The sequence below is a fragment of the Bacillus sp. L_1B0_5 genome, from assembly GCF_000836715.1.
Classification (GTDB): Bacteria; Bacillota; Bacilli; order Bacillales; family Bacillaceae_G; genus Bacillus_A; species Bacillus_A thuringiensis_S.
Map to the genome: position 1 here is coordinate 1 of NZ_JXIS01000129.1, position 8,222 is coordinate 8,222.

The following is an 8,222-nucleotide window of genomic DNA, read 5'->3' on the forward strand; positions in this document are numbered from 1 at the left end:
TAAACTCCAATATCCATTCCCATGATTAATTACAACTACGTTTCCATATCCGCCAAACCCCGAACCGGAAGCGCCAAATTTCGCCCACTCTACAACGCCACCTTTCGACGCGGCAATTGATGTGACACCGTCTTGGCAAGAATAATCAATACCTTTATGAATAGTGCCCCAGCGTGGCCCAAATGGGCTTGTAATCGTTGTTTGGGCGATAGGACGAATAAACCCTTGTGAGCTTGCTGATCCCGTATCTACAACGCCGCCTGGCTTTCCCGCTTCACAATTGAAAGTAAGTCCGCCCATTTGCGCCACAAATTTTGTTACTAATACTGGCCATAAACCATTTGTGCCATGCGGATCATTTGCGGCTCCTGGTGGTGCATATTTCGCTCCAATTGCTTCTATGGTTGTAATCCCCATACCGATATAGTTTTTATATAAGTTTCGGGCCATAGCGTTGATTCCTTCATCTAAAATGGCAAACTTCATGAATCCTTTCATTTGTGAACTACCAGGGTCCATGAGGCCACCAGGGTTGTTATAGTTCTTTACTGCATTAGAAGTACCGTTCCCCGTTTCCAACTTTGCAATGGCTGCTAATAAAACGGGATCGATTTGGTTTTGTGTTCCTGCATTTAAAAAAGCTTGTGCTTTCCCTGTAAAAACGCCGCCTAGGTGGGGTTGTAATTCTTCTGGTGCCACTGATTTTCCACCTGGCCGACAAACCGTCATTCCATTACTTGGGATGGTTGCTGGCGCTTCCTCTTCTTTTTTGCCAATGCCTTGCGCCAAAACGATAAATAAAATAAATCCAATACAGACGAACAATCCTATTGTGAAAGTAGAACTTCCAAAAAGAAGTTTCAGTAACCAGGACTTCTTTCTCTTCTTTTTTTGTTCTTGTGCAATCTCTTCTTGTACCGTTTTATCTATAACTTCTTTTATTTCTGGTCTCATATCATCCCTCCCCCCTTACAACATGTATCAAGATTGATTGGAATATTTTTGAACAATCAGCCCATATGTAAGGGCCAAAAGAATAGGTATAATCGCAAAAATATGAAATAGTAACGTTAAAAGAGTAGATTGCTGGTTTTGTATAAAGTCTAATAATCCAAAATGACCGATTCCTACAAACCAGATGAAAAAGGCTAGTTTGGCCCTGTCATCAATAGAGAAACGTAACTCGTTATGGATAATTTGGAGAGTTAAAAGAATGAGCATATACCAGATAAGTAACCCTAAACCAATCCATCCTAATAAATCTGTCGTCCATTCTTTCTGTATGAAAAGAATGATTATGTTCATCCATCCTAAACACCCAATACAAAGAAAAATACTGATACTCACCATTTTCATACACGTTAATCCCCAGTGTTTCATAGCTAGATCGCTCCTTTTTTCGTAAAAAAATAGTAAAGTCCTAAAAGTCTAGGACTCTACTCATCTTTTTTTGGTGGCTCCAAATCATCTAAGTTATCTAAGTTTTGTGGATCAGTAGAAGGCATCCAATTTTCACTTCCCGCGGCTACAGCTCCATATTGTATATCTGATGTATCGATTGTTTCCGCTTCTCCTTGAATCGGTTCATTTTTGCTTATTTCTTTCTCACTTACTCTTGTTAAATCAGTTGGGGAAATGGATTCCGTTGGGATAAATGAGTCAGAAGAATTTATCCCTTGTGTAGTTGACTCGACATCTATATCATATTTTTTTGCAACAATCCTCCCCGCTTCAGTCACTTCTGCAGGAATAGCGTCTGGAATATCCGCACTTGTTGTTTCTGGTGTATGAGGGACAATGACACCTTCTTCATTTACATCTGCACGAATTGTATCTGGTATTAAAGGTTCACTTGCATCTGTTTCAATTGGCGTTGAGATTTCTTGTTGTGGAATATGTGTTGAAGTTTCCTGTTCTGGCTGTATTTCTTCTCTTGAAATATCCATCGGAATTTCTTCTGTTGGAATGTCTTGTTGTGGGATATCGGATGGGATTTCTTCAAATGTTTCATGATCTGGTGACACTTCCTCCAATGGAATTTCTTGTGTTGGGACTTCTGTTTGAATCTCTTCATATGCCTCCATATCGCTTGAAACTTCTTCTAGTGGCATTTCTTGTTCTGGTACTTCTGTTTGAATTTCTTGATATGCTTCTATATCAGTTGGAACCTCTTCTAATGGCACCTCTTGTTCTGGTACTTCTGTTTGAATTTCTTGATATGCTTCTATATCAGTTGGAACTTCTTCTAATGGTACCTCTTGCTCTGGTACTTCTGTCTGGATTTCTTCATATCCCTCTATATCAGTTGGAACTTCTTCTCCTGTTGGAATTTCCTCGTCTTGTAAAGATACCAACTCTGGTTGAACCTCCATTTCTGATTCTTCTACTTCTGTTCCTTCTTGTTGTCCTTCCATTTCTTGTTCTAATGCTTCTTTATCTAAGCTGATAAGGTCTTGTTGCATTGGTGCCTCTTCCTCACCTGGTGTTTGTTCTTTCCCTTCCTGCTGTGGTAAATCCCCCTCTTTATCACGATCCTGTAAAGAAATAAGCTTTCCTTTCTTTTTATTCTCTTCTTTTTCTTGTTCCGTTTGATTATTGGGCAACTCATTCGGTATATTTGCTTGTATTAATGGATTGGCTTTTGTCTTTTCGTCGTCTGTCCCTGCATTTTCTAACTGGCCGCCTGCCGCCGCCAATTCAGCCGCGCTGTTAAAATGCGCCCCCATTTTGTCTCCTATATAAGAAATTGTATTTCCAGCATATTCTTTCCCTTTATCTACAACATTTTCAGTCATAAGGGTTATATCTGTGACCGTTTTATATACACCTTTCACTCGCTTAAAGGCCGCCGCAATATTATCTCTAAACAGATAGCAAAGAACGAAAACAAGAATTTGGAAGATCATTGTAGACACATATCCTGCAACGCCCGCTTCTGGTAATACATACAGTAATTCTGCCACCGTAAAGATGATAACCAGCATAACAGACATAAAAATTTTTAATGCCAATGGTCTAATCCACTGTGAAGCCCAGCTTTCAATGACTCTGCGGTGTCCTGGCAATAAAGCTACCGCCATGACGATTGGTGAGATAATACTCATGACAAGGAACCATAATTGGAATGCTACAATCAGTAAACAGAATGCGATGACTGGAACACCTGCGAATGTATTCACGACATAGTACATCACTGTAAATACAAGGCGTTCTCCTACAGAAGAAATGACCATCATTTGATTCCCTTTTTTCACTTCCTTCTCAACTGCTTCATTGCGTTCTTTCCCTGGTGATTTTGCCAATAATTCATCTACTCGTTGAGCACCTAACTTTTCTTTTGAGTCTTCCCCATACTGTAAAAATAAATATGGTCGTTCAACTAATAAATCCCAAATTTGCTTTTTCACTGAAAAGATTGCGTCCGCTTTGGAACGTCCTGGATCACCCGCAACCGTCCCTGTTGCTTTTGCTAATACTGTTACACTAATTTCAGAACTAATTGTATTTGCACTCTTTAAGATTGTACTTGCGTTCCCAATGTACGTAACAATAAAAGCAATAACAAATACTGTTTTCACTAACTCACTTAGACCTTTTGAGGGTTGGCGCTTAATAAAGAAGATATAGCCTGCGTAACAAGCGGATAACACACACGCAATACCGATAATTGCGGGGAATAGCCCCGATGATAAAAAACCGCCTTTTCCAATACCTGCGATATTTTGCATAGCCGCCCCTAATTTATCCGCCACCGTATCTACAATATCCAGATTCAATGCCTGATCCACTAAGAAAATCGTTAATTGGCCCAGAATCACATTTAATTGAAACGCCATGTTGGCAAGCCATTGACAGGTTGTATACAACATTCTTTGTAAGTCTTTTCCTACACTATCATCACCAAATAAGTACCCACCAACTTTTTGAAATACGTTTTTTTCATCTTCCTTTGGCTGGTACGTATCAATCTCATAATACTTATCCTTGTAAATTCCATCTGTGTATCCACTAAATAAATTTTCGGAAATTCGTGCCCCTTTTTGTTCCTGTTTTTCTTCTGTTTTTGTATCTTCCGCTAGGGCCACATGAGGCCCTAACGGTAGTAAAAAGAATACAAGAATCATACAAATAGAGAAAAGTTTTTTCATTCCTTTTGCCCCCATTTATGGACATGTACAGGTTTCACACTTCCTACAATTGAATCTAAACTATTATTGGAATCCCATGCCCATTCATAATTTTTCCACTTTCCGTCTTTTTCATCTTTTACCATTCTTAATTTTCTTCCCATTTGAGCATTCTCTACAGGATCAAAGTATTTCACACGATAGTAATATTCATTTTCTCCCTCTTTTAAATCATATCGATATAAGTCGTATCTTTCTTTCATTCCTTTGCTAGCACCAGGATTCATAACTTCATCTTTACCTAAGTCATATTTCTTATATAACAAGTCATTAATTTTATTTGAATCCATTTCAATATAAGCTCTTACATACTCCATCGCGGCTTTATCCGCTTCTTTCATGTCACGTTCTTTCTGATTTTCTTGTTGATTCGCATTACTTTTTGTTTCATTTGAGCAACCCGCAACACCCGTTACCATTAACATTCCTGCTACACATAATCCAGATAACATACGTAATTTTTTCATCGTTCCATCCTCCATATACAGATAATTTAGAATACTCTTATCTGTATTGTAATACGAATTACGCTAATTGTTGTGCGCGTTCTTCGTCTGTTTTCGTAGAGGAATCAAATGCAGTCTTTAATTCTTGGAAAACAGGATCAATTTCTACAACAGCGGTGCGCCCAAAAATGTCCTGGAATAAGGCTTCTCCGCGTCTAAGCTGGCGTAACATTAAGATATTTTCTTCTGTGACCGGTAAGTTATAGTAACGCAACATTTCTTCCGCTTCCTTATCATATTTCAGCGCAAAACAGAACTTCATACCCACATTGGCAACCTCTTTGTTTTCAGATTGATAATCGGATGCGTTTTGTGTTCCTAAATACAATCCGATATTGTGATAACGTCCTTCTCGAATGATTTTGTCAGAAGACGCCGCACCCTCTTTATTTTTCAAAATACTGGATGCCTCATCTTGTAGGTATACCTTGAAAATACTACGGTCGGAATGCATTAAGGATTTACCAAAGGCCGCTAATGCAATTAAGATACTACGAGATAATTTGTCTGTAACACTCTCATTCTTTTCCTCTGATTTTGGAATGCGTAAATGTTGAATTTGTAATACTTGTAACGGACGTTCTAGACTTAATACGCGATAATCTTGACCAGGTCTACCAAACAATAAGTCTCCTAGCTGGATGCCTTCTAAGGTTGCTAAACGATTTGTAAGAGCGTTTAACCGTTCTAATTCAGTTGGCAATAAGTTAGGTTCCTTCTTCATTTCCTCTAGCTCTACACGAACCAAAGTTAAACATGCATCTTCTTTTTCCGCCACTCGTTCAATCGCTTTATATAAATAGTCATATCGGATATCCTCTAGTCCTACATCCGATAAGAACGTCAAAATTTCAAGGGCCAGACTCTTCGCATCCTCTATCGTTGCACTAATTCGGAATGGGTCTAAACAGCCCGCATCTTCTTTATTCTTCCCAAGCGTCCATACCTGCAAGGTATCCTCGCTAAACCCTGGCAATAATTCTGGCCATCTTGTGCGGTCCCCTTTTGGATCGATGATAAATGCCCTTCCGCCACTCATCACAATCCAGAAAGCGAGTAAGTTCATTAAGAAGGATTTCCCTTTCCCTGTTTGCCCCGCAAACATAACCGATAAACTTTCAAACGCTGTTACAATGTTGTCTAATGCTTTCGCTGCGAGTTCTGGACGAATAAAAACAGGACGATTTAATTTCTTTGTCTTTCCAATGTAAAACCCTTGATTATCGCCAATTTGTGTTGTCGCCCCGAACATTCCTTGTGCAAGTACACCTGGCTCCACAAACAGTTTAAAGTCCGTATTGTAACGTTTAGAGCCTGGTAAGAACTCATAGAAGTATGCAAGCTGTTCTCCATATGGATTAACTAACTCAATTTTCATTTTGCGATATTCTGTAATGAGCAAATTCACACGTGATCTCAATGTTTTTTCATCTTCGGCGTACACGCAAAATAGTACGCTTAGTTCATATCCAGGTGCTCCCGTTGTTTCAAATCGATCTTTTACAATTTTGACGCCCCTTGCTTTACGATCAATTGTTAAATCTGTTGTGCGACCGCCTATCATTGCTTGTTGGCGTTGATCGTTTAATTCCAGTTCACTATTCGATAGTTTTTGTGTGACCATCTGGTTTTCTAAGTGATACGCTCGAATACTCATTTCAACAGGAAACTTTAACGAATGAGATTGAATGCGATAAATCCACTCTCCACCAGGAAAAGCCGATATTTCGGGCATATCTTTCACCGTAAGAAAAGCAACATGAGAGGTTTCAATTTCCCCTTCTTCATTTTGTCTTTCGAGTATAAGAGAACGTCCTGGGCTTTCATCGATCACCGTATCTGTTAATTGCACCATTTCTTGTAAATCTGGCCGACGGACTTTTACCGCCTTTCCTTCTTCATTTTGCAACGTAACTGTAGAACCTACTTTCCAGTTTTGATCCCGATTCAGTGCTTTCATGCCACGTTTAAAGTTATGATGGAATAAAAAGCGCGTTGTAGACGGTTTCGCACGTCTTGTATTATGAAAGGCCCCTCTAACCTGGCTAAATAACACGTCTTCTACTTCTAAATAATTTTCGATTTCTTCTTCTAAAATATCCGTCACATTCATACCCGATATGTTTTGAGCTGTCTCTGCAAATCCTTCTCTTACCTTCTTCATAAACTTCCATGTTTCTACAACAGGGTTACGAACTTGTCTTTCTTTCTGTTCCATGTTCAGCTGTACTAAAATGAAAAAACGATATTCCATGTTCTCTTTCGCTATGGCCGCATTCCTTAAGTATTCTTTTACTTTTTTAAATAGAAAGCGTCCCGTTGGTGCCATTGGCCCTTTTAAAGTGGAAATATGTTCATCCAGAATTTCATCTGAATTTGTTGTACGAGGAATCACAAGTAAGTGGACATCATATTCTTGATGGGTAAAAAGAGCGAGTTGATTGCGATAATATACTTTTTTCGTACTTTCATCTTGATGATCGTATTCGAATCCGTCTACTTCATATACTGCGGATACTTTTCCATCTATACTAAACGCTAAATTCTTTTCAACGTGCTTTAATGGTGGTCTGTTCATCGTTTTCAACATATTCAACTTCCTCCTTTTGGGGTAAAAATGTTACATCATAAGCGTGTATGTCTTTCTTTTCTTCTTCACTGAATGAATGTACAATTGGCAAATCTTTGACTTCATGTTGTATACATATATGACCATAAAACACATGTTTTTTGAGTTTAGGTAGATTCACCAATCGACTACTTTGATGTTTCCGTAAACGAAATGTAATCCAGGACCGAACAAAAGAGAAAAGTGATTTTCCATCTGTTTTATATTTATCCGCGCCCCATACGAGGAAAAGAGGAATCACACCATAATACATGAGCCAAACTTGATCGATCATACCTCCAAATATCCACTTAAAGGGAGGAAGGAAGCGGAAGGCTACAAGCCCCGCTTCTACCGCCGCAAAATAACCAAGTGCCCTCCATGTGACCGCACGCGGAAGACGATACCCCATGATTTCGTACTGTCTTCGCATATAGTTCATATAGCTTCCGAAACAATAGACAATGATAGATTTTGATTCTTTTTCCTTCATGTAGCCCTCTCCCTTTCCATCCCTTACTTATACGCCAAACAATCCGCCTAACCACGTTCCGATTGTTTTTAATGCATCTGGTTTGTTAATGAAGAATGCAACAATCCCGCCGCCAACAATTAACGTAATCGCTTTTCCCCATGCACGCTTTGCCGCTACGATCAAGATAACAATGATAAACGCACAATATAACGCGTATGTTCCTTGTGTCTTCATCATTTCGAAAAATCCTTCCAGCCCGATTCCTAACACAAAATGATTTATATTGAACATATACATGCCCCTCTCCTATTTTGTTTTTAAATCTGTTACGATCCATTGCTTTCCATCTTGTTTTACAAACAACGTATAACCTGTTTTCATTTTCGATTCAGAATGTGGATCAATCATAGATACCTCTGTTTGTACCTCATATGTGCCTTTTGTTT

Annotated in this window: 7 protein-coding genes and 1 pseudogene; all 8 read right to left on the bottom strand. The window is 39.0% G+C overall.

What is annotated here, in order from left to right; translation table 11 throughout:
- Positions 1-954, bottom strand: a 954-nt coding sequence (locus RT27_RS29180; RefSeq protein WP_043938588.1) for a glucosaminidase domain-containing protein, incomplete at its 3' end; no start/stop codon positions are given.
- A gap of 27 nt (positions 955-981) precedes the next feature.
- Positions 982-1,380: a hypothetical protein gene (locus RT27_RS29185; RefSeq protein ID WP_043938590.1), complete on the bottom strand. Its 399-nt coding sequence runs from the start codon at positions 1,378-1,380 to the stop codon at positions 982-984.
- 56 nt (positions 1,381-1,436) lie between these two features.
- Positions 1,437-4,148: an isocitrate dehydrogenase gene (locus tag RT27_RS29190; protein ID WP_043938592.1), complete on the bottom strand. Its 2,712-nt coding sequence runs from the start codon at positions 4,146-4,148 to the stop codon at positions 1,437-1,439.
- Positions 4,145-4,654: a hypothetical protein gene (locus tag RT27_RS29195; protein WP_043938594.1), complete on the bottom strand. Its 510-nt coding sequence runs from the start codon at positions 4,652-4,654 to the stop codon at positions 4,145-4,147. Before RT27_RS29195 ends, RT27_RS29190 begins: the two co-directional genes overlap by 4 nt.
- Before the next feature lie 58 nt (positions 4,655-4,712).
- Positions 4,713-7,283, bottom strand: a complete 2,571-nt coding sequence (locus tag RT27_RS29200) for an ATP-binding protein (RefSeq protein WP_043938595.1) — start codon at positions 7,281-7,283, stop codon at positions 4,713-4,715.
- Complete coding sequence (locus tag RT27_RS29205) at positions 7,243-7,794, bottom strand: TcpE family conjugal transfer membrane protein (protein ID WP_043938596.1); 552 nt, start codon at positions 7,792-7,794, stop codon at positions 7,243-7,245. Before RT27_RS29205 ends, RT27_RS29200 begins: the two co-directional genes overlap by 41 nt.
- Positions 7,795-7,821: 27 nt before the next feature.
- Positions 7,822-8,073 (bottom strand): TcpD family membrane protein, encoded by a 252-nt coding sequence (locus RT27_RS29210; RefSeq protein ID WP_043938597.1) that lies wholly within the window; start codon positions 8,071-8,073, stop codon positions 7,822-7,824.
- Between the two features lie 9 nt (positions 8,074-8,082).
- Positions 8,083-8,222, bottom strand: a pseudogene (locus RT27_RS35490) (conjugal transfer protein); the annotation flags it as partial.

Bases quoted from the DNA above. Each gene is read 5' to 3' on its own strand.
- RT27_RS29185 (WP_043938590.1), bottom strand. From the start codon at position 1,380: ATGAAACACTGGGGATTAACGTGTATGAAAATGGTGAGTATCAGTATT.
- RT27_RS29190 (WP_043938592.1), bottom strand. From the start codon at position 4,148: ATGAAAAAACTTTTCTCTATTTGTATGATTCTTGTATTCTTTTTACTA.
- RT27_RS29195 (WP_043938594.1), bottom strand. From the start codon at position 4,654: ATGAAAAAATTACGTATGTTATCTGGATTATGTGTAGCAGGAATGTTA.
- RT27_RS29200 (WP_043938595.1), bottom strand. From the start codon at position 7,283: ATGTTGAAAACGATGAACAGACCACCATTAAAGCACGTTGAAAAGAAT.
- RT27_RS29205 (WP_043938596.1), bottom strand. From the start codon at position 7,794: ATGAAGGAAAAAGAATCAAAATCTATCATTGTCTATTGTTTCGGAAGC.
- RT27_RS29210 (WP_043938597.1), bottom strand. From the start codon at position 8,073: ATGTATATGTTCAATATAAATCATTTTGTGTTAGGAATCGGGCTGGAA.